Genomic DNA, 23,416 nt, shown 5'->3' with positions numbered 1-23,416 from the left:
AGCGCGAAGCGTCGGGAGGACGCGGCGAGAGGCTGGCGCGGGGCGCTGCTACCCGCTAAATCTGGTGGCATGACCAGCCCCCGATTCATTCATCTGCGCGTCCATACCGAGTATTCGCTGCTCGAAGGCGCCGTGCCCGCCAAGAAACTCGTGAAGATGTGCGAGTCGGCGAAGATGCCCGCCGTCGCCGTGACCGACACGAACAACATGTTCGCGGCGCTCGAGTTTTCCGTGACCGCGACGGGGGCGGGGTTGCAGCCGATCGTCGGCTGTCAGGTCTCGCTGGAATTCGATCCGGCCAAGCCGGGCGAGCGTCCGCGGCTGCCCGCACCGATCGTTCTGCTGGCCCAGACCGAGCGCGGTTACGAGAACCTGATGAAGCTGAACTCGTGCCTCTATCTCGACAAGCACGGGGCGCTGATTCAGGTCACGCTGGAAGAGCTGGAGCGGTATTCCGAGGGGCTGATCTGTCTTTCGGGCGGCCCCGACGGTCCGGTCGGGCGGCTGATCCGGAACGGCGCGAAGGACCGCGCCAAGGCGCTGCTGCAACAGCTGGCCGGGATCTACCCGAACCGCCTCTATGTCGAGTTGCAGCGCCACCCGGGCGAGGGCGGCACGCTGACCGAGGCCGAGATCGCGACCGAGCGGCCCTTCGTCGAATGGGCCTATGAGCTGGGCCTGCCGCTGGTCGCCACGAACGACGTCTATTTCCCTAAGCCCGCGATTTACGAGGCCCATGACGCGATGATCTGTATCGCTGAAGGCGCCTATGTCGATCAGATCGAACCGCGCCGGCGTCTGACCCCGCAGCACTATTTCAAATCCGAAGGCGAAATGGTCGCGCTTTTCGCCGATCTGCCCGAAGCGGTGGAGAACACCGTCGAGATCGCGAAACGCTGCGCTTTCTCGACCTACAAGCGCGCGCCGATCCTGCCGAAATTCGCCGATGACGAGGTGGTGGAACTGCGGCGTCAGGCTTGGGACGGGTTGCGCAACCGCCTTGACGTGATCCCGCATGCAGCACCGGTCGAGGATTACGAGAAACGCCTGCAATTCGAGCTCGACATCATCGAGCAGATGGGGTTCCCGGGCTACTTCCTGATCGTTGCGGACTTCATCAAATGGGCCAAGGATCACGACATTCCGGTCGGGCCGGGGCGGGGCTCGGGCGCGGGCTCGCTCGTGGCTTACGCGCTGACCATCACCGACCTTGATCCGCTGCGCTATTCGCTGCTGTTCGAACGCTTCCTCAATCCCGAACGTGTCTCGATGCCGGACTTCGACATCGACTTCTGCATGGATCGCCGCGAGGAGGTGATCCAATACGTTCAGAACAAATACGGGCGCGAGAAGGTGGGCCAGATCATCACCTTCGGCGCGCTTCTGTCCAAGGCCGCCGTGCGCGACGTTGGCCGGGTCTTGCAGATGTCCTACGGGCAGGTCGACAAGCTCTCGAAGCTGATCCCGGTCGAAGGCGTGAAGCCCGTCAGCATCGAGAAGGCGCTGGCCGACGAGCCGCGTCTGCGCGAAGCGGCCCGCAACGAGGAGGTGGTCGCCCGGCTTCTCGATTATGCGAAAGCGATCGAAGGTCTGCTGCGCAACGCCTCGACCCACGCGGCGGGCGTCGTGATCGGCGACCGTCCGATCGACGAGCTGGTGCCGCTCTATCAGGATCCGCGCTCGGACATGCCTGCGACCCAGTTCAACATGAAATGGGTCGAGCAGGCGGGGCTGGTGAAGTTCGACTTCCTCGGCCTGAAGACGCTGACGGTGATCCGCTCTGCGATGGAGCTGATCTTCAAATCGGGCCGTCCACTGCATGTCGATGCCGCCGGCAACCAGCTCTACGAGCCTGCCGAGGGCGCGGAGAACCATATCAACGCGATCCCGCTGGATGACGAGAAGACCTACAAGCTCTACGCCGATGCGAAGACGGTCGCCGTGTTCCAGGTGGAATCGGAGGGCATGAAATCGGCCCTGCGCCAGATGAAGCCCACCTGTATCGAGGATATCGTCGCGCTCGTGGCACTCTATCGTCCCGGCCCGATGGAGAACATCCCGACCTATTGCGAGGTGAAGAACGGGCTCAAGAAGATCACCTCGGTCCACCCGACCATCGACCATATCCTCGAAGAGACTCAGGGCATCATCGTCTATCAGGAGCAGGTGATGCAGATCGCGCAGGTCATGGGGGGCTACTCGCTTGGCGGCGCAGACCTTCTTCGCCGCGCGATGGGTAAGAAGATCAAGGAGGCGATGGACGCCGAGCGCCCGAAATTCGAGGCGGGCGCCGCCAAGAACGGGGTCGACAAGAAGAAGGCCTCCGAGGTGTTCGACCTTCTGGAGAAATTCGCCAATTACGGCTTCAACAAATCCCACGCGGCGGCCTACGCGGTGGTGTCCTATTATACCGGCTGGCTGAAGGCGAACCACGCGGTCGAGTTCATGGGCGGTGTGATGAATTGCGATATTCATCTGACCGACAAGCTCGCGATCTATGCCGACGAGGTGCAGAAGAAGCTCGGGATCGAGATCATTCCGCCCTGCGTGAACCGCTCGCTTTCGACCTTCGACGTGGTCGATCAGAAGCTGGTCTATGCGCTGGGCGCGCTGAAGAATGTGGGCGTGGATGCGATGCAGATGATCGTGACCGCGCGCGGCGACGAGCCGTTCAAGGACCTCTTTGATTTCGCGCGGCGCGTGGACATGAAGCGCGTGGGCAAGCGCCCGCTGGAGATGCTGGCGCGAGCCGGGGCCTTCGATCTTCTGGACCCGAACCGCAAGCGCGTCTTCGAGTCGCTGGAATCGCTGATGGCGTGGTCGGGCGCGGTGATCGAGGCGCGCGAGTCGGCGCAGGTGTCGCTGTTCGGCGAGGCGGGCGACGATCTGCCGCCGCCGCGTCTGGCCGATACCGACGACTGGCTGCCGGGCGAGCGTCTGGCCGAGGAACACAAGGCCATCGGCTTCTACCTCTCGGGCCACCCGATCGAGGATTACCTGCCCGCGCTCAAGCGCAAGAAGGTGCTGAGCTGGGAAGAGGTGCAGCAAAAGGCCGTGGGCGGTCCTTTCGTGACCAAGATCGCAGGCGAGGTCGCCTCGGTGCGCGAGAAGAAATCCGCCAAGGGCAATCGCTTCGCCTTCGTGGCGCTTTCGGATGCGTCCGGGCCCTATGAGGTCGCCTTCTGGTCGGAGGCGCTGGAAGCCTGTCGCGACGTGCTCGAGACCGGCAACCTTCTGGTGCTGACCGTGAAGGTCGAGGTCGATGGCGAGTCGGTGCGCATGGTCGCCAACGCCGCGCAGACCGTCGACAAGGCGACGGCCGATGCGGGGTCGTCCGGGCTTCTGGTGCATATCGACAACAATGACGCGGTCGCCTCGGTCGCGAGCCTCGTCGAGCGTGTCGCCCGCGAAGGGAAGGTCCATTCGCGCGGTCCGATCAGCTTCATGGTCTATGACACCGAGCGCGGCTGCCGCTACCAGATCACAGCGATGCGCGAGGCGCCGGTCAATGCTCAGGTGAAAGGCGCGCTGCGCTCCTTGCGCGGGGTGAGCGAGGTCGAAGAGGTCTGAGCCTCACAGGCTGCGCGCCACCCATGCCAGCCGCAGCGCGATCGCGGCGGCAAGGGCGGTGGCGAACTCGCCCCAGCGCAGCAGTGCCAAGCCGCGCAACAGGTCGCGCTCGTTCACCGCATCGCGCACCGCGCCCGAGATCATGCCCATCTCCAGCCACGCCGCCGCGCCCAGCACGGCGGTCGCCAGAAAACTCAACGAGATCAGAATCATGGTCTGCCGATGCACGTGCGTGCGCCAGATCAGCGCGCTCATAAGCGGCACGGCGAAGAACACCTGCATCGCGAGGATGCCGCTGCCCTGCCACAGCTCGAACCGGTCGATCGTCGAACGAAGGTCGATGCCCGGGGGCCAGATCAGCAAAGCGGAGTAGATGAGCAGCTGAGCGCTCACGAAAACCCCGTTCAGCCCCCAGAGCGCCGCATCCATTACCAGTGCGGCGGTTTCTGGTCGGCCAGAGGGATCGTGCTGCCGCTGTCATATTCGCGCTCGGCCTCGCGCTCCATCAGCAGGCCCAGATGGCGCTCCAGCCGCTCGATCTGACGGGCCTGCGCGGCCGCGACATCGGACAGTTCGTCCACCGTTTGCGTCAGATAGGCGATCTGTTCCTCCGCCCGTTCCAGCCGTTCCTGCATCTGCCGTTCCTATTGCTTGCCGGGGCCAGCCCCTTGGGCTACACCCTCGCGCGAGATAAGATCAGGTGCAAGCCGATGGCGAAACAGAAAAAGCAGCCCCGTCCCAAGGCAGAGGCCCCGAAGGGCTTCCGCGATTATTTCGGGACGGAGGTGACCGAGCGGGCCGATATGCTGGCGAAGATCGCAGAGGTCTATCGCACGCATGGCTTCGAGGCGCTGGAAACTTCGGCCATCGAGACGGTCGAGGCACTGGGCAAATACCTCCCCGATGTGGACCGCCCGAATGCGGGCGTCTTCGCGTGGCAGGAGGAAGATGACGGCAAGTGGCTGGCGCTGCGCTACGACATGACGGCGCCGCTGGCCCGGGTCGCTGCGCAATATCGCAACGACCTGCCGACGCCCTATCGCCGCTTCACGATGGGCCCCGTCTGGCGCAACGAAAAGCCCGGTCCGGGCCGGTTCCGCCAGTTCTATCAATGCGATGCCGATACCGTGGGCGCGCCGTCCGTGGCCGCCGACGCCGAGATCTGCGGCATGCTGTCGGACGCGCTGGAGGCGGTCGGCATTCCGCGCGGCGATTACGTCGTGCGGGTGAACAACCGCAAGGTGCTGAACGGCGTGATGGAAGTCGCGGGCGTTCTCGACCCGGCCGATCCGGCCAAGTTCGAGGAAGAGCGCGGCATCGTCCTGCGCGCCATCGACAAGTTCGACAAGTTCGGTGAGGAAGGCGTGCGCCTTCTGATGGGCGAGGGGCGTCTGGACGACTCCGGCGACTTCACCAAGGGCGCGGGGCTGTCCGAGGCACAGGCCGATACGGTCATGGGCTTCATGGAGGCCAAGCGCGAAGACAACGCCGCCACCGTCGCACGACTGCGCGAGCTGGTCGAAGGCTCGGCGCTGGGTGCGGAAGGCGTGGATGAACTGGAGCAGATCGCCTCGCTTCTCGACGCGCAGGGCTACGGTCCCGACCGCATCGTGATCGACCCCTCGGTCGTGCGGGGCTTGGGCTATTACACCGGCCCGGTTTTCGAGGCCGAGCTGACCTTCGAGATCACCGACGAGAAGGGCCGGCCGCGCCAATTCGGCTCGGTCGCAGGTGGCGGGCGCTATGACGATCTGGTCAAGCGCTTCACCGGTCAGGTCGTCCCGGCCACCGGCGTCTCCATCGGTGTCGACCGCCTGCTGGCCGCGTTGCGCGCCAAGGGCCGCATCGGTGGCTCCGCACAGGGCCCGGTCGTCGTGACCGTGATGGATCGCGACCGGATGGCGGAATACATGGCGCTGGCCTCCACGCTGCGCGGGGCAGGGCTGCGCGCCGAGGTCTATCTGGGCAACCCGAAGAACTTCGGCAACCAGTTGAAATACGCCGACAAACGCGAAAGCCCCGTGGCGATCATCCAGGGCTCGGACGAGGCCGAACGCGGCGTTGTCCAGATCAAGGATCTGATCCTCGGCGCGAAGATCGCGCAGGACGCGACGGTTGAAGAATGGAAATCCCAACCGGCGCAATTCGAGGTTCCGACCGGGGAAATGGTCGCAAAAGTGCAAGAAATCCTTGCACGCTACGAGGCCGAGTAATGGCGGACAAGGCGCAAGCGCGGGCGCAGGCAAGCCGCCTGCTGGAGCAATTCCTCAAAGCGGGTGCGGTCGAGGTCACGCCCGACATCCTGCAACCCGCCGAAGCGCTTCTCGACCTTTACGGCGAGGATATCCGCGCCCGCGCCTATGTCACCGCCGACCCGCTGCGCGGCGAGATGATGCTGCGCCCGGATTTCACCGTGCCGGTCGTGCAGGAGCATATGGCCAACGGCGCCGAACCTGCGCGCTACGCCTATGCGGGCGAGGTCTTCCGCCGTCAGGATCATCGCGGCGCCGCGCGCGCCAATGAATATTTTCAGGCCGGGTTCGAAATCTTCGACCGCGCCGACCCGGAAGCCGCCGACGCCGAGGTCTTCGCGCTGTTCGCGGGGCTTCTCGCCAAGCTGACCCTGTCCGCCACGATCGGCGACATGGGCCTGCTGCGCGCCGCCGTCGACGGGCTCGACACGCTGCCCGAACGCAAGGCCGCGCTTGCCCGTCACATCTGGCGCCCCAAGCGCTTCCAGCATCTGCTCGCGCGCTATTCGGGGCAGGTCGAGGTGCCGAAAGCCCGCGCCGATCTGTTGACCGGCCAGCGCTCCGGCGCGCCGTGGATCGGGCTGCGCTCGCGCGAGGAGATGGAGGCGCGGATCGCCACGCTCGCCGCCGATGCCGCCGCTGCGCCGATCCCGACCGATGCGGTCGCCGCGATGGGTAAACTGGCGGAACTGCGCTGTGCTGCGGATCAGGCGCCTGCCGCCCTGCGCGCGCTGAACATTGCTGCCATCGAACCGGCCATCGCGCGGCTCGAAAAGCGCCTCGACGCGCTCGCGACGCGCGGCATCGACCTCGCCGCGATCACCTTCGACGCGAGCCACGGGCGCTCGACGATGGAATATTACGACGGCTTCGTCTTCACCTTCACCGCCACCGATCCGGCGCTGCCGCCGGTCGCCTCCGGCGGGCGCTACGACGCGCTGACCCGGCAACTGGGGCAGGGGCGCGAAATCCCCGCCGTGGGCGGTGTGATCCGTGCTGGGCTGATGGCCGATCTGGAGGCGCAAGCATGAGTGAGGCCATGATCAAACTCGGCGTGCCCTCCAAAGGGCGTCTGATGGAGAAGACCTTCGACTGGTTTGCGCAAGCGGGCATCACGCTCAAGCGCACCGGGTCGGAGCGCGAATATGCAGGCGCGGTCGAAGGGGCCGAGGGCGTGCAGCTCGTGCTGCTGTCGGCCGGAGAAATCCCGCGCGAACTGGCGGCTGGACGTATCCATCTGGGCGTCACCGGCTCCGATCTCGTGCGCGAAAAGCTCGCCGACTGGGAAAGCCAGGTCGCCGATCTCGCGCCGATGGGCTTCGGCCATGCCGATCTGATCATCGCGGTGCCGGCCTGCTGGTCGGATGTGGACAGCCTCGAAGACCTCGACGCCGCCGCGCACCGCTTCCGCGCAACGCATGGCTTCCGCTTGCGGATCGCCACGAAATACCACCGGCTGGTGCGCGAATTCCTGACCCGCGAGGGCGTGGCCGATTGGCAGCTTGTCGATAGCCAAGGCGCGACCGAGGGCACGATCGCGAACCTCACCGCGGAGGCCGTGGCCGACATCACCTCGAGCGGCGAGACGCTGCGCGCGAACCACCTGAAGATCCTCTCCGACGGGCTGATCCACCAGTCTCAGGCGACGCTGTTCGCGTCGCGCGCCGCCGACTGGTCGGGGCAGGAAAGCCGCCTTGCGGGTCTCGCGCGGCAGCTCGGACTGCCCGCGCCGACGCTCTGATCTTCCTCTTGGTCGAAATATCCCACGGGGGTCCGGGGGTGTGAAACCCCCGGCCTGCGCCGCTCAATAGCCCCGCGAGCGATCCACGAGATAGAGGAACGGCTCGCCGGCCTCACCGCGCCGGATATTCTCCGCAATCACCTCCGAGGCGGTCTCTGCCCGGCTCTCGGCGGCGATATGGGGCGTCACCGTCACGTGGGGATGCGCCCAATAGGGGTGCTCGGGGGGCAGAGGCTCGACGCGGAAGACGTCGAGCGTCGCATGGCCGATCTGGCCGCGATCGAGCGCCGTCAGCAGCGCGTCATCGTCGATCAGCGTGCCACGGCCCGGATTGATGATCCGCGCGCCTTTCGGCATCTGCGCCAGTGTGTTCGCGTTCAGAAGATTGGTGGTCTCGGGGGTGTCGGGCAGGATCGAGACGAGGATCTCCGCCTTCGACAGCGCTTCCGCAAGACCGTCCTCGCCGCTCAGGCAGGTGATCCCGGCGATGTCCTTAGGGCTGCGGCTCCAGCCGGTGACTTTGAAGCCCAGACCTGCGAGTGCCTCGGCACAGGCCTTGCCCAACGCACCCAATCCCAGCATCACCACCGAGCGGTCGCGCGCCAGGGGCGGGACGCCCCCGTCATGGCGCCAGACACCGTCTTGCTGCGCCAAGGTCGCGTCGATCCCGAGGTGATAGCGCAGCACATGGCCGGTCACGTAATCGACCATGCCGCGCTCCAGCCCCGCATCCACCATCCGGCACAGCGGCTGGGTGAGGGTCGCGTTGCCCACGACGCGCTCCACCCCGGCCCAGAGGTTCAGCACGGCCTTCGCGCCGGTATAGGCGGTGAAATCCTGCACCGGGCCCTGCGGTGAATAGACGACATAGTCGATCTGCGCGGGGTCGATCTCGCCCGGTTGAACGATCCGGGCCTCGACACCGGTTGCGGCGATCGCCTCGGTGAGCGGGCGTTCGTAACGAGCCCAGTTCTCGGGCTTGTCGGCGAAAAGGACGCGGATCATCTTTGCCTCGGTCTATGGATATGAGCGCTTTGCACCAGCCCGAAGGCCGCGAGCAGGATCATCATGGCGGTGCCCCCGTAACTCACTAGCGGCAGGGGAACGCCCACGACAGGCATCAGCCCCATCACCATCGCCATGTTGATCGCGAAGAAGAAGAAGAACGTCCCCGCGACCCCGAAACTGAGGAGTGAGGCGAAGCGGTCCTTCGTCGCCATCGCGGTATAAAGCGCGAAGCCGATGATGCCGGTGTAAAGCATCAGCAAGCCGAAGGCGCCGACGAAGCCGAACTCTTCGGCGAGCGTCGTGAAGATGAAGTCCGTGTGCTTCTCGGGCAGGAAGTTCAGCCGACTTTGCGTGCCCTGCATGAAGCCGCGCCCCGACCAGCCGCCCGAGCCGAGCGCGATCTGCGCCTGCATGATGTTGTAGCCCGCACCAAGCGGGTCCGAGCCCGGATCGAGGAACGTGTCGATCCGCTTGTACTGGTAGTCGTGCAGCAACTGATAGTCCGTCCCGCGGCTTTCCATCACGCCGAAGACGAGCCCGACGACCAGCGCGATGACGGTGCCGAAATACCAAAACGACACCCCGGCCGCGAACATCACGAAGGCCCCGCCCAGCACCAGCATCACGGCGGTGCCGAGGTCGGGCTGGGCCAGCACGAGGAAGGTCGGCGCGAGAATGATCACCGCAGGGATGAACACCCAAAGCGGGCGCGAAACCTTCTCGACGGGCAGCCAGTCGTAATAGGCGGCCAGCAGCATCACGAGGGTGATCTTCATCAGCTCGGAGGGCTGGATACGCAGCGGGCCGATCTCGAGCCAGCGCTGTGCGCCCATGCCGATCGCGCCGAAGAACTCCACCGCCACAAGCAGCAAAAGCGCCACGAAATAGGCCAGCGCCGAGACATTGCGCCAGAACCAGACCGGGATGAAAGCCACGGTGAACATCGCGATCATCCCGAGCGCGAAACGCTTCATCTGCGGTTCGGCCCAGGTGTGGATATTGCCGCCCGCGACCGAGTAGAGCATCAGGAAGCCCGCGCAGGCCACCGCCGTCAGCAAGATCACCAGCGGCCAGTTCAGATAGAAAATCTTGCGCCATCCCGTCGGGACGGTCTTGAGATTGCTCTCGAGATAGCTCATGCGCGCGACCTCGATTGCGGCTTCTGCACGGTGTCGGGGTCAACCAGATCGAGCGTTTCGTTCAGTTCCTTGGCCTTCGCGCGGGCGAAGGACGGGTAGGCATCGTCCGGGGGCAGGCCGCCCGCCAGCGCGAACAGCAACACGTCGCGCGCGATCGGGGCGGCGGCCGTCGAGCCGCCCGAGCCGTGTTCGACCACGACCGAGACCGCGTAGCGCGGATTGTCGATGGGGGCGAAGGCCACGAAGAGCGCGTGGTCGCGGCGGTTCCAGGGAAGCTGCTCGTTGCGGATCACGCCGCGGGCACGTTCGGCCTTGGTGATGTTGCGGACCTGGGAGGTGCCGGTCTTGCCCGCCATCTTCCATTCCTTCATCGCGATGCGCGAGCCGCGCGCGGTGCCGCGCGAGGAGTTCACCACCGCGGTCATCCCCTTGCGGACGCTATCGAGATAGGTCTTCTCGACGCCCAGATCGTCGGTGACGCGGATCGGTTGTTCGACCCCGTCACGGGCGCGGATCAGACGCGGCTCGACCTTCTTGCCGCTGGCGATGCGCGCTGCCATGATCGCGAGATGCATCGGCGAGGCCAGCACATAGCCCTGACCGATGGCCGCGTTCGCGGTGTCGCCGATCAGCCAGTCCTTGCCGTAGCGCTCCCGCTTCCACTCCTTGGTGGGGGCCACGCCCTCCTTCACCGCCGACATCGGCAGGTCGGGCCGGACGCCCACGCCCAGACGCTTGGCCATGTCGCTCATCTTGTCGATGCCAACGCGCTGCGACAGCTCGTAGTAATAGACGTCGCAGGACTGCTCCATGCTCTTGGTCATGTTCACATGGCCATGGCCCGCGCCCTTCCAGCAGTGGAAGCGGCGGCCCGCGATCTCGACATAGCCGGGGCACCAGATGGTTTCCTCGGGCGTGACCAGCCCCGCCTCCAGCGCGGCGAGCGCGGTGACCATCTTGTAGGTCGAGCCCGGCGGGTAGAGACCCTGCACGGTCTTGTCGGCCAGCGGGCGGTGATCGTCCTGCGTGAGGCGCTGATAATCGGCGACCGAGATCCCGCGCACGAACAGGTTGGGATCGAAGCTCGGTGCGGAGGCGCAGGCGAGCACGTCGCCATTGGTCACATCCATCACCACGGTCGCTGCGGATTCCTCCTCCAGCCGCTGCAGCGCATAGTTCTGGAGACGATAATCGAGCGTCAGCTGTAGGTTCTCGCCGGGCTGGCCGGGTTCGCGCGACAGCTCGCGCATCTCGCGCCCGGCGGAGTTCACCTCGACGCGCCGCTGACCGGCCGAACCGCGCAGCACGCTTTCCTCCTTGGCCTCGATCCCGGTTTTGCCCAGCTGGAATTTCGGGATCAGCAGCAGCGGATCGGGATCTTCCATCTTGCTCAGATCGTAATCCGAGACCGGGCCGACATAGCCGATCACATGGCCGAAATCCTCGCGGCGGGGATAGAGGCGCGACAGGCCGACATCGGGGCTGACACCGGGTAGCGAGGGGCCGTTCACCGCGACGCGCGAGAACTCGTCCCATGTCAGGCGGTCGGCCACCGTGACCGGCGTCGTCGGCGGGCGGCGGCGGATGTCGTGCAGGATGTCTTTCGTATCGCCATCGGTAATCGGGATCAGACGGCGCAACGCGGCCAGCGTCGCATCGACGTCGTCGGTATCCTCGCGGGTGATCGTGACACGGTAATTCTGCTCGTTGCCCGCAAGCATGACCCCGTTGCGATCGAAGATCAGACCGCGCGCTGGCGGGATCAGCCGGATCTTCACCGAGTTGCCCTCGGCCAGCAGCCGGTATTGCTTGGCGTCTTCGAGCTGCATCTTGCGCATCCGCGCCGCCAGCACGGCCACGACCGCCGCCTGCGCGCCGCCCAAGAGCAAGCCGCGTCGCGTGATGCGGCGGGTGCTGACTTCGGTCTCTTTCGGGGATCGTCTCATTCTGGGCCCCCTCACATTCGATGTCCGTAGGCGTCGACCTCGCCCGGTGCCGCGCGGCGCAGGCCGAAGGCCACCCGCGACACCAGCACTACCACCGGATAGGCGGCCAGCGTCACCAGCATCTGGAACAGCTCCAGCCCGAGGCTCGGCTGATCGACCATCGTGACCAGCAGGACGATGCGCTTCACCGCCACCATAGCGATCAGCAGGCCTGCGACCAATGCCCATTCCAGCGCGAAGGGCAGATCGCGCAGGCTTTGCTCGCGGCGGCGCAGGAATTCGGTCGCGCCGAGGACGATCAGTGCCCAAAGCCCGATGGGCCGCCAGAACATGATGTCTTCAAGCAGGAAGACCAGAACGATCAGCAGGGCCGGGGCGTATTCGGGGCGCCGCAGCACCCAGGCGAGCGTCAGGGCCAAGGTCAGGTCGGGGCCGGGCAGGCCGCCCGGCGAATGGTTGACCGGCATCAGGCGCACGAAGATCAGCACGAGGCCGATCACGACGAAGAGCGTACGGTAGCTGAGGCGGCGGCGGGTGATGGGGTCGATCATTGGTTGCCCCCGTTGCCGTCCTCCGACCCGTCATCGGGTTCGAGCGCGCCCTCGGCGGCCTCCGAGCGCGCCTTCTCGGCGGCTTCCTGTTCGATGACCTTCGGGTCGGGCGCGATCAGCCCGCCGGCATTCTCGATCCGCTCGGCCGGGTGCGAGCGCAGCACGCGCAGGAAGTCGAGCCGCTCGTAATCGGCCGCGAGGCGCACGCGCAGCCGCTTGTCGCGGCCCTGGAAGACCTGACCGACCAGCAGCCCCGCCGGGAAGACCCCGCCATCGCCCGAGGAGATCACGCGGTCGCCCGGGCGCACGCGGTCGGGATGTTCGAGGAAATCCACGAACGGGTAGGGGGAGTTGTCGCCCGCGAGGATCGCGTTCTGTCCCGAGGCCGGGATCGAGACCGGGATGCGGCTCGAGGCGTCGGTCAGCAGCAGCACCCGCGAAGTCGAGGAGCCCACGCCCGAGATCCGGCCCACAAGGCCCAGCCCGTCCATCGTGGCCCAGCCATCGACGATGCCGTCGCGCTTGCCGACATTCAGCAGCACCGATTTGCGGAAGGGCGAGCCGCTATCGGCCAGCACGCGCCCCGACACGGAGGTCAGCTTCGGATCGAGCCGCACCTTGTTCTGCGCCAGAAGCTTCGCGTTTTGCTGCTCCAGCTGAACGGCGGCTTCCTTCCACGCCTTCATCTGCTGCAGCTCGCGGCGCAACTCCTGGTTCTGCTCGTAGATGCGCGAATAGGATTGGAAGCCCTCGACCATGTCGGTCAGCTTCGTGACCGGGGCCATCGCCCAATCGAAGCTGGGCACGAAGCGATCCACGAGGGCAGAGCGGAACCGCTCCATCCGCGGGCTGTCGATGCGCCAGATGAGGAAGAGGGCGAGCAATATGACGACAAGAACCGCAACGCCCAGTCGGCGCAGCGGTCCGATATAGTCTTGGTCGTCGCGATTTCTGGCCAATTCCGTCTCCGGTCAGATCACTGGCCGGGCGTGGTGCGATCCCGGTCCCGGCTCAGCTGTCGTAATCAATGACGTGGCGAAGCTGTTTCTCATATTCAAGCGCCTTGCCGGTGCCGAGCGCAACACAGTTGAGCGACTGATCGGCGATCGAGATCGACAGGCCCGTCTGCTCGCGCAGAGCCAGATCCAGCTCGCCCAGCAGCGCACCGCCACCCGTGAGCATCACGCCACGGTCAACGATGTCGGCGGCGAGGTCCGGCGGGGTGGTCTCCAGCGCCTGCATCACCGCGTCGCAGATCGACTGGACCGGCTCGGACAGCGCCTCGGCGACTTGCGCCTGGGTGATTTCGGTTTCTTTCGGCACGCCGTTGAGCAGGTCGCGGCCACGCACGTGGAGCGACATGCCGCGCCCGTCATCGGGCATCCGCGCGGTGCCGATCGTGGTCTTGATCCGCTCTGCGGTGGATTCGCCCACGAGAAGGTTCTGGTTGCGGCGCAGGTAGGAGATGATCGCCTCGTCCATGCGGTCGCCGCCCACGCGCACCGAGCGCGCATAGACGATGTCGCCCAGCGAGAGGACGGCCACCTCGGTCGTGCCGCCGCCGATATCGACCACCATCGAACCCGTGGGGTCGGTGATCGGCATGCCGGCACCGATGGCTGCTGCGATCGGCTCTGCGATCAGGCCGGCGCGGCGCGCACCTGCCGAGAGAACCGACTGACGGATCGCGCGCTTTTCCACCGGGGTCGCGCCATGCGGGACGCAGACGATGATCTTCGGTTTCGAGAAGGTCGAGCGCTTATGCACCTTGCGGATGAAATGCTTGATCATTTCCTCGGCGCTGTCGAAATCCGCGATGACGCCGTCGCGCATCGGGCGGATCGCTTCGATCGAGCCGGGGGTCCGGCCGAGCATCAGCTTGGCGTCTTCACCGACTGCCAGCACCTGCTTCTTGCCGTCCTTGACGTGATAGGCGACCACCGAGGGTTCGTTCAGCACGATCCCCTTGCCTTTGACATAGACCAGCGTGTTCGCCGTCCCGAGGTCGATCGCCATGTCCGAGGAGAAGATCCCACCAACCATATTACGCCTGTCCCATCCCAAATTTCTTAGAAACACCGCGACTCGCGCCAAGCCACGGCCCGCGCCTCGTATAGTCAAAGCGGCCCTTACGGGGAAGCGGATTTGCGCCACAGGCAAGGCCCCCCTGCGGTTATCCGCTGAGGCTAGGCCAAGGGATTGACCTTTTTCAACATTTTGGGCGGATCTTGCTCGGAAAAAGCGCTTGAAATTACAGATATGCGATACGTCACGAAATCGTGCTGAAATCGGCGATTTCGCGCGGTGTCGAAATGAAAATGGGCAGCCCTTCGCGGGCTGCCCGAAACCTGTGCAACTTGTGGTCGGCTCAGAGCTTGTAGCTCACCGTTTTCACATCCGCGTCGGGCGCGGTTTTCTGGCTGCGGAAGCGCAGACGGTTGAGCGCGCCGACATAGGCTTTCACGCTCGCGAGGATCGTGTCGGTATCCGACGCGGCCCCGGTGCCGATCCGCCCGTCTTCCTCGAGGCGCACCGAAACGGTCGCCTGTGCGTCAGTGCCCTCGGTCACGGCATGCACCTGATAGAGCTTCAGCTTCGCTTGCGTCGGGTAGATTTCCTTGACGCAGTTGAAGACCGCGTCGACCGGACCGTCGCCTTGGCACTTGCTGGATTTCTCCTCGCCATCGACGAGCATCTTCAGCTCGGCTTCCTGCCCGTCCGAGCCGCAGACGACGCGCAGCCATTTCACCTGCAGGTAGTCATCGGCGGTGTTCGCGGCGCTGTCGGTCATCAGCGCGATCAGGTCCTCGTCGTAGATTTCCTTCTTGCGGTCGGCCAGCGCCTTGAAGCGGACGAAGACGTCCTTGAGCTGGTTGTCGCCCAGCTCGTAGCCCAGATCCTTGAGCTTCGCGCGCAGGGCGGCGCGGCCCGAGTGCTTGCCCATTGCGATATTCGCCTCGTTGAGGCCGATATCGGCGGGCTTCATGATCTCGAAGGTCTCGACGTTCTTCAGCACGCCATCCTGGTGGATGCCGCTTTCGTGCAGGAAGGCGTTCTTGCCGACGATCGCCTTGTTGAACTGCACCGGGAAGCCCGAAACCTGCGCCACGCGGCGCGAGATGTTCATGATCTTCGTCGTGTCGATATGGGTCTGGTAGGGCATGATGTCCTGACGGACCTTCATCGCCATCACCACCTCTTCGAGCGCGGTGTTGCCCGCGCGCTCGCCCAGACCGTTTATCGTGCATTCGATCTGGCGCGCGCCCGCATCGACCGCGGCCAGCGCGTTCGCCGTCGCCATGCCCAGATCGTTGTGGCAGTGGGTCGCGAAGATGATCTCGTCGGCGCCCGGCACCCGCTCGAGCAGCATCCGGATCAGATCGGCGGATTCGACCGGCGCGGTATAGCCCACCGTGTCGGGGATGTTGATCGTGGTGGCGCCCGCCTTGATCGCGATCTCGACGACGCGGCAGAGATAGTCATGCTCGGTCCGGGTCGCATCCATCGGCGACCACTGCACGTTGTCGCACAGGTTGCGCGCGTGGCTGACGGTTTCGTGGATGACGTCGGCCATCTCGTCCATCGTCAGGTTCGGGATCGCGCGGTGCAGCGGCGAGGTGCCGATGAAGGTGTGGATGCGCGGCGATTTCGCGTGCTGCACGGCCTCCCAGCAGCGGTCGATATCGGGCAGCTTCGCGCGGGCCAGCCCGCAAATCGTCGAGAACTTGGCGCGTTTCGCTATATCGCTGACGGCTTCGAAATCGCCCTCGGAAGCGATGGGGAAGCCGGCCTCGATGATGTCGACGCCCATTTCGTCGAGCAGATCGGCGATCTCGAGCTTCTCGTCATGGGTCATCGTCGCACCCGGCGATTGCTCGCCATCGCGCAGGGTCGTGTCGAAAATCAGAACGCGGTTTTTGTCGATCATGGTCTGGGCCATCTGCTAGTCTCTTTCGTCTTGGCTCTTAGCGTTACTTGGTCCCGAAGGCCAGCATTGCGCGGTGGCTTTCGGAAGTTGTCCGGGCGCTGGTTACCCCTGAGCGTTCGCGCCCGAAGGCACGCTCAGAGGCTGCTAAGAAGAAGGAGACCACGGGGCATCGCGCCTTGGGCGAGAGCCCCGGCTGCGGTGAGTTGAATATGCTTAACCCGTGTCATGAGGGGCACTATAGGCGCCAAGTGATAAATGAAAAGCAAAAAAGGAACCGCTCGCGGCGGGGGCGCGTAGCCTTTGGGCGCATATGACGGAGGACAAGGTGGCGGGTCAGGCAATCGTGATCGGAGATACGGGCGGGATCGGTTCGGCGGTCCGCGCCGAATTGGAAGCGCGCGGCTTCGCGGTGATGGGGATGTCGCGGTCGCGCGATGGATTCGATGCGACGGATGAGCGTTCGGTCGCGGCGGGTCTGCGCGGGATCGACGGGCCGGTCGATCTGATCTTCGTGGCCTCCGGCGCGCTTGGCACGCCCGAAAAGGCGCTGTCGCAGCTGACGCCCGAGGAAATGCAGAACCAGTTCGCGGTGAATGCGATGGGCCCGGCGCTGGTGCTGAAACATGCCGCCCGCCTGTTGCCCCGCGACCGGCCCGCGCGGTTTGCGGCGCTCTCGGCGCGGGTTGGCTCGATCGGGGATAACGGCTTGGGCGGCTGGTATAGCTATCGAACCTCGAAAGCGGCGCTGAACCAGCTGCTGCACGGCGCGGCGATCGAGCTGGGGCGCTCTCACAAGCAGCTCGTTATCGCGGCGCTGCATCCCGGCACGGTCGACACCCCCTTTACCGCCGATTACCCGCGCGACAAGCTCGCCCCGGAACACGCCGCGCGCCGGTTGTTGGATGTGCTAGGCGCGCTGACGCCCGCGCAATCGGGCGGTTTCTACGACTACGCAGGCAAGGAGATCCCATGGTAACCCGAAACGCCATCGTCACCGGCGCCGCGCGCGGGATCGGCCGCGCCATCACCGAAGCGCTGCTGGATCGCGGCTGGCAGGTCGCGGCGCTCGATCTGGATATCGGCCCGCTGGAGCCGCGCGAAGCCTTACAGGCGATCCGCTGCGATCTGGGGCGCGAAGACGATATTCGGTCTGCGGTCGCGGAGGCCGGGTTTGAGACGCTCGATCTCTTGGTGAACAATGGCGGTCCGGCTAATCCCGAATGCGGACCGCTGGAGGATCTGACGCTGGAGGCGTGGCACAGGTGGATCGATCCGCATCTGACGGGCACGTTCCTGATGACCCGAGAGGCTCTGCCCGCCTTGCGCAAGGGGCAGGGGGCGGTGGTCAACATGGCCTCGACCCGCGCGCTGCAATCCGAGCCCGATACCTTCGCCTATGCGGCAGCGAAGGGCGGCGTCACGTCGCTGACCCATGCGATGGCGGTGAGCCTCGGGCCGGAAGTGCGGGTGAACGCGATCGCGCCCGGCTGGATCAATTCGAGCGGTGAGGCCTTGAGCGAAGACGATCACGCGCAGCCTCCCGTGGGCCGCGTGGGCGCGCCGAAGGACATTGCCGAGGCCGTCCTCTACCTCGCGGGCGCGGGCTTCGTGACTGGACAGGTGCTGGTCGTCGACGGCGGTATGACCCGGAAGATGATCTATGACTAAGCTGATCGCGGTGCTGGGCGACCAGCTGAGCCATGATGGCGCGGCTTTGCGCTGCGGCGACAAGGACGCGGATGTGGTGGTCATGGCCGAGGTGCGCGAGGAAGCGACCTATACCGGCCATCACAAGCAGAAGCTGGCCCTGACCTTCGCCGCCATGCGCCGCTTCGCCGACGAGTTGGAGCGCGACGGCTGGCAGGTTCGCTACACGAAGCTGACCGACGACGACAATGCGGGCTCGCTGGTGGGCGAATTCGCGCGCCGCGCCGAGGAAGAGGGGGCCGAGGAGGTGGTGACGCTCGCGCCCGGCGAATGGCGCTTGCGTCAGGCCTTCGAGAGCGCGCCGCTCAAGATCCGGCAACTGCCCGACGACCGCTTCATCTGCTCCGAGAGACGCTTCGCCGACTGGGCCGAGGGGCGCAAGGAATTGCGCATGGAGTGGTTCTACCGCGAGATGCGCCGCGAGACGGGGCTCTTGATGGAAGGCGACGATCCGGCGGGTGGTGAGTGGAATTTCGACAAGGAAAACCGCAAGCCCGCCCAGCCCGACCTGTTCCGCGAGCCCGCGCCGACCTTCCGCAAGGATGCGCTGGTGCAGGAGGTGCTCGATTTGGTCGAGGCGGAATTCCCGGACAATTTCGGATCGCTCGAGGCGTTCAACTGGCCGGTCAGCCGTGCGCAGGCCGAACGCGCGCTGGAGCATTTCATCGCCCATAATCTGCACGACTTCGGGACTTATCAGGATGCGATGCTGGCCGAGGATCGGCTGCTGCATCACTCGATCCTGTCGTCGTGCATCAATCTCGGGCTGCTCTCGCCGCTGGAGGTCTGCAAGGCCGCGGAAGAGGCCTTCAAGGCGGGCGATGCGCCGATCAATTCGGTGGAAGGGTTCATCCGGCAGATCCTCGGCTGGCGCGAATATATGCGTGGGATCTATTTCCGCGAGGGGCCCGATTACACCTCGCGCAACGCCTTGAACCACAAGCGCGATCTGCCGTGGTTCTACTGGTCGGGCGAGACGGAAATGGCGTGTATGAAAGCCGCGATCGGGCAGACCCGCGATCTGGCCTATGCCCATCACATCCAGCGTCTGATGGTCACGGGCAATTTCGCGCTGCTCGCGGGGATCGACCCGCGCCAAGTGCAGGATTGGTATCTCGCGGTCTATATCGACGCCTATGAGTGGGTGGAGGCGCCGAACACGGCGGGGATGAGCCAGTTCGCCGATGGCGGGGTGGTGGCCTCGAAGCCCTACATTTCCTCGGGCGCCTATATCGACAAGATGTCGGATTACTGCGCGGGCTGCGCCTATGACGTGAAGGCGAAGGAGGGCGAGAAAGCGTGCCCGTTCAACAGTCTCTATTGGCATTTCCTAGACCGGCATCGCGACCGCTTCGAGGGCAATCCGCGTATGGGGCTCGTCTATCGTAACTGGGACAAGCAGAAGAAAGAGACGCGCGACGCCAAGCTGAAGACCGCGGAGGCGGTGCTCGCAAAGCTCGACAAGGGCGAGGCGTTGTAACGCGCTCGGCCCAGTAAAGCAGATCAGTTCGCGGAAGGCTCCGCCGTGGCCGGTTCGTTCGCCGGGGCTGGCGGGGTCTCGGCGCTGGCATCGGGCGTGGGCTGGGTCGCGGGGGCGCTGGTGTCCTGCAGCTTGTCGTTCGACCATTCGCCGCTCGCCACCGTGCCGGAGGCGTAGGTCATCGTGCCTTGCCCCTCGCGCTTGCCATTCGAGAAGCTACCCACATAGGTGTCGCCATTGGCATAGGTCGCGCGGCCTTGCCCGTCGATCGCGCCGTTGCGCCACTCGCCCTCATAGGTGAAGCCATCGGGCATGGTCAGCTTGCCGGTCCCGTCGCGCTGGCCGTTCTTGAAGGCGCCCTCATAGGTCGTGCCATCGGCATAGCGCGCGGTGCCTTGGCCCTCGCGCTGCCCGTTCACCCAGTCGCCCTCGTAGCTGTAGCCGTCCGGGTAGGTCATCTTGCCCTTCCCGTCATTGCGCGCGTTCTTGAACTCGCCCTCATAGACGAGCCCGTTCGCGTAGCGCGCGGTGCCGGTGCCCTGAATGACGCCATGCGCCCAGCCGCCCTCGTAGCTGGAGCCGTCGGGATAGGTGATCTTGCCCTGACCGTCGGGCAGGTCATTCTTGAAGCTGCCCTCGTAGACCGAGCCGTCGGGGTACTGCACCTTGCCTTGACCCTCTATCCGGCCCTCTTTCCACTGGCCTGTATAGACATAGCCGTCCTTGCCGCGGAACGTGCCGGTGCCGTGGCGCTTGTCGAGCAGGAACTCTCCCTCGTAGGTGTCGCCATTGGCATAGGTGACCTTGCCGTTCCCGTGGCGCTTGCCGTTGACCATCTGGCCTTCATAGACATCGCCATTAGGTTGGGTCAGCTTGCCGCGGCCGTTCATCTGGCCGGCCTTCCAGTCGCCGACATAGGTCAGCCCGTCCGCCATCGTCAGCGTGCCGGTGCCGTCGCGCTGGCCATGCGCCATCTGGCCCTCATAGGTGGAGCCGTCGGGATAGGTGATCTTGCCGTTGCCCTGCTTGACGCCGCCCAGCCAGTCGCCCTCGTAGCGATAGCCGTTCGCGCTCTCCAGCGTGCCCTTGCCATCATGCATCGCGTTGCGGAACTGGCCCTCGTAGACCGAGCCGTTGGCGTAATGCGCGGTGCCGGTGCCGGTGATCTGACCGTTGAGCCAGTCGCCCTCATAGGTGCCGCCGTCGGCGAAGGTGATCTTGCCCTTGCCGTTGGGTTTGCCGTGGTCAAACTCGCCCTCGTAGATCGAGCCGTTGGGGAAGCGCGCGCGGCCCTTGCCCTTGATCTCGCCCATCACCCATTGGCCTTCGTATTCATAGCCCGAGGGCAGCTTGTAGCTGCCATAGCCGTCCTGCTTGCCATCGGTGAAGGTGCCCTCATAGAGGCCGCCGTCATCGTATTGCTTGGTGATGACCTCTTGCGCCGGAGCGATCTGCGCGGTCCAGCCGATCAGAACTGCCAATGTCGCGATGCGAAGCTGCGCGCCTGCCATGCGTGCCCCCTGATGGTGCTGCCTGTGCTCCGGTCTCGCGAGCGCGTGGATTCGCGCTCTGCCGTGCTTGAGGAAAGGTTAATTGCGCGGGGGTAGCCTGACAAGCGGGCAGGGGAGCGTGTCGGGGCGGTCGCGTCGGAGAGGGGCGGCAAATGCAGGGCAGCCATCCCCTTTTCACCCCAGCGTTTTCTGCTAAATGAGAGGGCGATAACAGCCCCGAGGACGCTTATGGCCGATCGTTTCCGCCTCACCATGGCCCAGCTCAACCCCACCGTGGGCGCGCTGGAGGCCAATGCCGAGAAGGCCTTCGCCGCCTGGGAAGAGGGCAAGCGCGCGGGCGCCGACATGGTCGTGCTGCCCGAGATGTTCCTGACCGGCTACCAGACGCAGGACCTGATCGCGAAGCCCGCTTTCGTGCGCGACGCGGTCGCCGCGATGGAGGCGCTGGGTGCGCGGATCACCGATGGTCCGGCGCTGGGCATCGGCGGGCCCTACTGGACCGAGCAGGGGCAGTATAACGCCTATTGGGTCTGGAAAGACGGCGCGCTGGTCGCACGGATGCTCAAGCACGATCTGCCGCATCACGGGATTTTCGACGAGTATCGCATCTACGATACCGGTCAGATCTCCGGGCCCTATGCGATCAACGGCGTGCGGGTCGGCACCCCGATCTGCGAGGATGCGTGGCACCCCGACGTGGCCGAGACGCTGGCCGAGACCGGGGCAGAGATCCTGATCGTGCCGAACGGTTCGCCCTATCATCGGGGCAAGCTCGACGTGCGGATGACCCATATGGTTGCGCGCGTGGTCGAGACCGGGCTGCCGCTCGCCTATCTCAATTCGGTCGGTGGGCAGGACGATCAGGTCTTCGACGGGGCGAGCTTCGTGTTGAACCGTCACGGGCAACTGGCCGCGCAATTCGCACCCTTCGACGAGATCATCGACCATGTCGATTTCGAGCGTGACGACGAGGGCTGGGCCTGCGTTGCGGGCCGTGACGATCCGCAGTCCTCGGAATGGGAGCAGGATTACCGCGCCATGGTCGAAAGCTTGGGCGATTACCTGCGCAAGTCGGGCTTCTCCAAGGTCGTGCTCGGCCTGTCGGGCGGGATCGACTCCGCGCTGGTCGCGACGATCGCGGCGGATGCGCTGGGGCCGGAGGCGGTGCATTGCGTGATGCTGCCCTCAGAATATACCTCGCAGGGCTCGCTCGATCACGCGGCCGACCTGGCAAAGCGGCAGGGGATGCGGCTCGATACGGTGCGGATCGACGGGGCGCGCGATGCGGTCTCGGATGCGCTCGCGCATCTGATGGAGGGCACCGAGCCTGACGTGACCGAGGAAAACATCCAGTCGCGCCTGCGCGGCGTGATGCTTATGGCGCTGTCGAACAAGTTCGGCGAGATGCTTCTGACCACCGGCAACAAATCCGAGATGGCTGTGGGCTATGCCACGATCTATGGCGACATGGCGGGCGGCTACAATCCGATCAAGGATCTCTACAAGACCCGCGTCTTCGAGACCTGCCGCTGGCGCAATGCGAACTACCGCGACTGGATGAAGGGCCCGGAAGGCGAGGTGATCCCGCGCGAGATCATCGACAAACCGCCGTCTGCGGAGCTACGTCCCGACCAGAAGGACGAGGACAGTCTGCCGCCCTATCCGGTGCTCGATGGCATCCTCGAAGGTCTGGTGGAGCGCGACGCCTCGGTCGCCGATCTCGTGGCCGAGGGCTACGAGCGCGAGACGATCAAGAAGGTCGAGCATCTGCTCTATATCTCGGAATGGAAGCGCCACCAATCCGCGCCGGGCACGCGCCTGTCGAGCAAGGCGTTCTGGCTGGATCGCCGTTATCCGATCGTCAATCGCTGGCGCGACCACGGCTGAGAGCGGCGCTCTCGCCGCGTCTCAGTGATCGTCGAGCCATGTCAGCCGTCCGACGCGCGGGCGGGTGACGATGAAGTTGTCGAACGAGATCGCGTTGTGGAAACCCACGAAATGCTTCGTCGGATCTTTGCCGATTGATGTGAGATAGGCCTTGTAAGCCTCGGACAGCTTGAAGGGCAGGTCATAGGCGTAGGAGGTCTCCACGATCAGAGCCTGATCGCCCGCCGCGAGGATCGGAATGCGGTCCGCCTCCAGATCGAGCGCCTCCTGCGTATATTTTTCCGCCAGCCCCGTTGCGTAGGAGTCGGTCAGCTTCACTTTCTTCGCGTCGCTGCCTTCCGTGGGGTCGTTGCAGGCGTGGCCGAGATCTTGCGGATCGTCCCAGCAACTCACCAGCGTGACGCGCATCCAGCTGCGCGAGGGGTCATGATTGCCGGTCGTGAAATCGTACACCTGCTTGATGCCCGCGACGTATTTCGGGCCGATCGGGTCTTTCTCGCGCGAGATCAGGTCCGAGACCGTCACATTGGCGCGGGTCGCAGCGCCACGGATCTTGAACACGTCATAAATTTCGATCGACAGCATCAGCCAGCCCGACAGCATGATGAAGGCCAGAAGCCCTTCGATCGGGATGGAGCCGGTCTCGTCATCGCGGACGCGGCGGAGCAAGCTGCGCATCTTCTCCATGATCATGGC

19 protein-coding genes are annotated in these 23,416 nt (G+C 65.1%); 8 read left to right on the top strand and 11 right to left on the bottom strand.

The annotated features are described in order from the left end of the window. Positions 1–69: 69 nt before the first annotated feature. A complete protein-coding gene (gene dnaE, locus AXZ77_RS15000) occupies positions 70–3,570 on the top strand; it encodes a DNA polymerase III subunit alpha (RefSeq protein WP_098412573.1) in 3,501 nt (1,166 codons plus the stop codon). 3 nt (positions 3,571–3,573) lie between these two features. Here dnaE and AXZ77_RS14995 read toward each other — a convergent pair whose 3' ends face one another. Both AXZ77_RS14995 and AXZ77_RS14990 read right to left on the bottom strand, forming a co-directional pair. After that, positions 3,574–3,999 (bottom strand): hypothetical protein, encoded by a 426-nt coding sequence (locus AXZ77_RS14995; protein ID WP_098411773.1) that lies wholly within the window; start codon positions 3,997–3,999, stop codon positions 3,574–3,576. Continuing rightward, positions 3,999–4,205, bottom strand: a complete 207-nt coding sequence (locus tag AXZ77_RS14990; protein WP_098411772.1) for a SlyX family protein — start codon at positions 4,203–4,205, stop codon at positions 3,999–4,001. Before AXZ77_RS14990 ends, AXZ77_RS14995 begins: the two co-directional genes overlap by 1 nt. Before the next feature lie 75 nt (positions 4,206–4,280). Between AXZ77_RS14990 and hisS the strand changes: the two genes are divergently transcribed. From hisS to hisG, 3 genes are read left to right on the top strand one after another with little or no spacing between them, the layout of a single operon-like run. After that, the gene (hisS, locus tag AXZ77_RS14985) at positions 4,281–5,783 is read left to right on the top strand and encodes a histidine--tRNA ligase (RefSeq protein WP_078520369.1); all 1,503 of its coding nucleotides are present in this window, start codon (positions 4,281–4,283) and stop codon (positions 5,781–5,783) included. Beyond that, positions 5,783–6,853, top strand: a complete 1,071-nt coding sequence (locus AXZ77_RS14980; protein WP_098411771.1) for an ATP phosphoribosyltransferase regulatory subunit — start codon at positions 5,783–5,785, stop codon at positions 6,851–6,853. Before hisS ends, AXZ77_RS14980 begins: the two co-directional genes overlap by 1 nt. Positions 6,854–6,861: 8 nt before the next feature. After that, on the top strand, positions 6,862–7,563 hold the full coding sequence (gene hisG, locus AXZ77_RS14975) for an ATP phosphoribosyltransferase (protein WP_098412572.1): 702 nt from the start codon (positions 6,862–6,864) through the stop codon (positions 7,561–7,563). 63 nt (positions 7,564–7,626) lie between these two features. Here the strand turns inward: hisG and AXZ77_RS14970 are convergent, their stop codons facing one another. The 7 genes from AXZ77_RS14970 to AXZ77_RS14940 form a co-directional block, all read right to left on the bottom strand. After that, the gene (locus tag AXZ77_RS14970; RefSeq protein WP_098411770.1) at positions 7,627–8,568 is read right to left on the bottom strand and encodes a glyoxylate/hydroxypyruvate reductase A; all 942 of its coding nucleotides are present in this window, start codon (positions 8,566–8,568) and stop codon (positions 7,627–7,629) included. After that, on the bottom strand, positions 8,565–9,710 hold the full coding sequence (gene rodA / locus AXZ77_RS14965) for a rod shape-determining protein RodA (RefSeq protein ID WP_098411769.1): 1,146 nt from the start codon (positions 9,708–9,710) through the stop codon (positions 8,565–8,567). Before rodA ends, AXZ77_RS14970 begins: the two co-directional genes overlap by 4 nt. Next, complete coding sequence (mrdA, locus tag AXZ77_RS14960; protein WP_098411768.1) at positions 9,707–11,656, bottom strand: penicillin-binding protein 2; 1,950 nt, start codon at positions 11,654–11,656, stop codon at positions 9,707–9,709. The genes rodA and mrdA overlap by 4 nt, the downstream gene beginning before the upstream one ends. Before the next feature lie 11 nt (positions 11,657–11,667). Next, positions 11,668–12,207: a rod shape-determining protein MreD gene (locus tag AXZ77_RS14955; protein WP_098411767.1), complete on the bottom strand. Its 540-nt coding sequence runs from the start codon at positions 12,205–12,207 to the stop codon at positions 11,668–11,670. Further along, the gene (gene mreC, locus AXZ77_RS14950) at positions 12,204–13,166 is read right to left on the bottom strand and encodes a rod shape-determining protein MreC (protein ID WP_098411766.1); all 963 of its coding nucleotides are present in this window, start codon (positions 13,164–13,166) and stop codon (positions 12,204–12,206) included. Before mreC ends, AXZ77_RS14955 begins: the two co-directional genes overlap by 4 nt. Positions 13,167–13,218: 52 nt before the next feature. Beyond that, on the bottom strand, positions 13,219–14,250 hold the full coding sequence (locus AXZ77_RS14945) for a rod shape-determining protein (protein WP_038064670.1): 1,032 nt from the start codon (positions 14,248–14,250) through the stop codon (positions 13,219–13,221). Positions 14,251–14,575: 325 nt separating this feature from the next. After that, the gene (locus AXZ77_RS14940; RefSeq protein ID WP_088735101.1) at positions 14,576–16,135 is read right to left on the bottom strand and encodes a 2-isopropylmalate synthase; all 1,560 of its coding nucleotides are present in this window, start codon (positions 16,133–16,135) and stop codon (positions 14,576–14,578) included. 325 nt (positions 16,136–16,460) lie between these two features. Between AXZ77_RS14940 and AXZ77_RS14935 the strand changes: the two genes are divergently transcribed. Genes AXZ77_RS14935 through AXZ77_RS14925 form a run of 3 tightly spaced genes read left to right on the top strand, consistent with a single transcriptional unit; the run spans position 16,461 to position 19,322 of the window. Then, positions 16,461–17,111 (top strand): SDR family NAD(P)-dependent oxidoreductase, encoded by a 651-nt coding sequence (locus AXZ77_RS14935; RefSeq protein WP_255266514.1) that lies wholly within the window; start codon positions 16,461–16,463, stop codon positions 17,109–17,111. Beyond that, positions 17,105–17,803 (top strand): SDR family oxidoreductase, encoded by a 699-nt coding sequence (locus AXZ77_RS14930; RefSeq protein ID WP_098411764.1) that lies wholly within the window; start codon positions 17,105–17,107, stop codon positions 17,801–17,803. Before AXZ77_RS14935 ends, AXZ77_RS14930 begins: the two co-directional genes overlap by 7 nt. Beyond that, positions 17,796–19,322: a cryptochrome/photolyase family protein gene (locus AXZ77_RS14925; protein ID WP_098411763.1), complete on the top strand. Its 1,527-nt coding sequence runs from the start codon at positions 17,796–17,798 to the stop codon at positions 19,320–19,322. Before AXZ77_RS14930 ends, AXZ77_RS14925 begins: the two co-directional genes overlap by 8 nt. A 23-nt stretch (positions 19,323–19,345) precedes the next feature. Here the strand turns inward: AXZ77_RS14925 and AXZ77_RS14920 are convergent, their stop codons facing one another. Next, complete coding sequence (locus AXZ77_RS14920) at positions 19,346–20,833, bottom strand: MORN repeat-containing protein (protein ID WP_098411762.1); 1,488 nt, start codon at positions 20,831–20,833, stop codon at positions 19,346–19,348. A 228-nt stretch (positions 20,834–21,061) separates the two neighbouring features. Here AXZ77_RS14920 and AXZ77_RS14915 point away from each other — a divergent pair, with 228 nt between their 5' ends. Next, positions 21,062–22,720 carry an NAD+ synthase gene (locus tag AXZ77_RS14915; RefSeq protein WP_098411761.1) on the top strand — a complete coding sequence of 553 codons (1,659 nt, stop codon included), beginning with the start codon at positions 21,062–21,064 and terminating at the stop codon, positions 22,718–22,720. 21 nt (positions 22,721–22,741) lie between these two features. Here the strand turns inward: AXZ77_RS14915 and AXZ77_RS14910 are convergent, their stop codons facing one another. Further along, a complete protein-coding gene (locus AXZ77_RS14910; protein WP_098411760.1) occupies positions 22,742–23,413 on the bottom strand; it encodes a TadE/TadG family type IV pilus assembly protein in 672 nt (223 codons plus the stop codon). Between the last annotated feature and the right edge of the window lie 3 nt (positions 23,414–23,416).

This window comes from Thioclava sp. ES.031, assembly GCF_002563775.1.
In the GTDB taxonomy this organism is placed as follows: domain Bacteria; phylum Pseudomonadota; class Alphaproteobacteria; order Rhodobacterales; family Rhodobacteraceae; genus Thioclava.
The sequence above is the reverse complement of the archived record's forward strand: the minus strand, read 5'-3'. Positions and strand labels throughout refer to the sequence as shown.